Source organism: Actinophytocola sp., assembly GCF_045807065.1.
Lineage (GTDB): Bacteria > Actinomycetota > Actinomycetes > Mycobacteriales > Pseudonocardiaceae > Actinophytocola.
Window position 1 is genome coordinate 1 of the sequence record NZ_JBJMIE010000531.1, and the last position, 2,815, is coordinate 2,815.

General features: G+C 72.0%; 2 protein-coding genes and 1 pseudogene. All 3 read right to left on the bottom strand.

Features of this window, described 5'->3' with window-relative positions; genetic code table 11:
- A partial coding sequence (locus ACJ73U_RS31090; protein ID WP_407781294.1) for an NB-ARC domain-containing protein occupies positions 1-1,081 on the bottom strand: 1,081 nt, incomplete at its 3' end.
- 57 nt (positions 1,082-1,138) lie between these two features.
- Positions 1,139-1,549, bottom strand: a pseudogene (locus ACJ73U_RS31095) (SEFIR domain-containing protein); the annotation flags it as partial.
- 264 nt (positions 1,550-1,813) lie between these two features.
- A partial coding sequence (locus ACJ73U_RS31100; RefSeq protein WP_407781293.1) for an erythromycin esterase family protein occupies positions 1,814-2,815 on the bottom strand: 1,002 nt, incomplete at its 5' end.

Genomic DNA, 2,815 nt, shown 5'->3' on the forward strand with positions numbered 1-2,815 from the left:
CCCGCGCGAGCAGGGGCCGCGCGGAGCGCCGGCCGAGGTCGTGCAGCACGTAGCGGCCCGGCGCGGGCTCCTCGACGAGGTGGTGCAGGTACAGGGTTTCGACCAGGCGCTGCGCGGAGTCCAGATCCCGGCCGCTGACCGCCGCGGCCGCGTACACGTCGAAGTCGGTGCCAGGGTGGTGGGACAGCCGGCGGAACAGGCGGGCCGCGTCCTCGGGCAGGTCGCGGTAGGACCGCTCGAAGGCGGTGGACACGCTCAGGTCGTCGGCCCGCATCTCGGCGAGCCGGTCGGGCGCGGACACGAGCTGCTCGGTGAGGTACGGCACATCCCAGGACGGGTGGCTGCGCAGCCGGCCGGCGACGAGGCCGATCGCGAGCGGCAGGTACCCGCACAGGCGGATCAGCTCGTAGATCCGGTGCCGCTCGTGGTCGGCGGCGCGGCGGTTGGCGAGCTTCAGGAACATCGTGACGGCGTGCTCGGTGGGCAGGACCGTCAGCGGCAGCGGCTGCGCGTCCTCCAGCCCCGGCAGGCGCCGCCGGCTGGTGAGCACGACCTGGCAGCCGGGTGTGCCGGGCAGCAGCGGGCGGACCTGGTCGTGGTCGACGACGTCGTCGAGCACCAGCAGCATCTTGCGGCCGGCGAGCCGGTCGCGCCACATCCGCGCGCGGTCGTCCAGCGTGGAGGGGATGTTCCGCTCCGCGACGCCGATCGTGAGCAGCAGCGACCGCAGCGCCTCGAACGGCGCGAGCGGCGACCGGCCCGCGGCGTGCCCGCGCAGCTCCAGGAACAGCTGCCCGTCCGGGAACCGGCTGGCGACCCTGCGCGCCACGTGCACGGCGAACGCGGTCTTTCCCACACCCGGCATGCCGGTCACGACGTGGACGGCGGTGGCGCCCCGGTCGTCGGCCACGACGATGCGGGCGCCGAGCTGCGCGCCCTCGCCGTCCCGCCCGGTGAACGACGGCACGCCGCGCGGCAGCGTCGACACCGCGGGCGGCGGGTGCCACCGGCGTGCCGGTGCGGGATCTTCCGCCGCGGCCGGCACCCGGGGACCGCCGAGCACCCTGACCAGTTCTTTCATGCCGGCGGGGTTGATGCGCGGAATTTGGTAATGGCTGGCGCAGTGCGGTTGGAGGTACAGCGGAATCTCGTTCACCGACCGTCCGGGAAGTATTACCGGCAGTATCTTGCGCGTCCAGGTGGCGCGGTCGAGATAGAGGAAATCTCGCAGAACGGCGGATTCCGTCTGCACCCCGCGGTGGCTGTCGGCCGGCCCGGTGCCGTCACTCGCGGCGCGGTACTGGGGTGAGGCGACCACGATGACGAAGTCGGCGCTGCGGAACTGGTCGATCATCCACAGGAACCAGTCCCGCCGCAGGTCGGTGTCCCATTCATCGACCCGCACGTCGACGCCGAGGCGCAGTAGCAGCGAGCAGAACCGCAGCACCAGCCGCTGGTGGTGGGGCGAGTCGTGCGCGTAGGACACGAACACCCGGGCCGGATGTGCATCTGCACGTGCGACCGAATGTGTTTCCTGGGTTGTGCTCATCTGCTGAACCCCCCGATTTTCTTCCCCGCGCGGAGCGTGTCCCCTGTTGAGCCGGAGATTAACCCAACATGTCCGTGATCGAGGAGACGGCCTTCTGAGTTTCCAGGTTCAGGACAAATCAAGGACACGCGAGCGCCACGTACCTCTGTGTGACCAGATCGGGCGGAAAATCACGGAGACTACGGGTTTATTTCGGGGCCTTTACGGATGTCCGTGGCGGTGCGGCCCCCGGTGCCGCTGTGCCGGACGTCTCTCGAGGCGTGGTCACCGGAACGTGTGCCAGGGGCTCACCCTGTCCACGTAGACGACCGCGTCGAAGGCGGTCATCGGGTCGACCGGGGTGGGTTGCAGGCCGGTCATGACGGTCGTCGGTGCGGCGAAGGCGTCCGCCACGGGACCCGTCGCGGGGACCTCCCGGAGGTCGAGCAGGTACCGGGGGAGGCCCGCGGTGGCCAGGAGCGCGTCGAGGCTCTCCGGGGCGGGCGCGGCCACGTCCTGCGTGAAGACCTCGGTGTGGCCGGGCGGGCCGTCCGGGATCGGGCGGTGGAGGTAGAGCGTCCCACCGCCGAACGCGGAGCCGATGACCACCATCCGCTCACCCAGTGACGCGGCCAGGTGCTCACCGAGGGTGGTCATGCCCACCGGCATCACCGGTGGCGCCGAGAACGGCCAGCGCTGGACGTGCCCGTTGGCGGCCGCGACCACGATCCGCTCCTCGCGGCCCAGGATCCACTCGACGTTCTCGGCCATCGCCGCGTCGCGGATGTTGGCGCCCGCGTAGGTGCGCGCCGGCGCCGAGGCCATGGCCTGCAGGAACGCGTCGGCGTGCCGGGCGGTGACGGCGCAGCGGTACGCCGGCTCGAACCGCTCCGGGCTGGTGGCGGTCGAGTAGACGACGCGCTGCGCCCGCAGGCGTTCGGCCAGCTCGCCGACCCGGACCGTCAGCTCGTTGCGGACGCCCGCGTCGAGCGCCAGGTACGCGTGCAGTGCCGGCGCCGCCCACGCCAGGCCGGTGCGGTCGCCCGGGAGGTAGTCGAGGAGGGGGAGCAGTCCGGTGCGGACCGACGCGGCGTAGGCGGGGTCGGCGTCGTCGAGGAACGCGAGGCAGACCTCGACGGCCGGCCGCACGGACGCGGCGGAGTCGGGCACGTCCATCCCGTAGAACCGGGCCCCGCTGCCACGCAGCCACTCCAGGTGGTCACGCATCTCCGCGCACTCGCCCATGTGGTAGGTGATGCCATCGCGGAGCAGCTCGGCCGGGTCGCC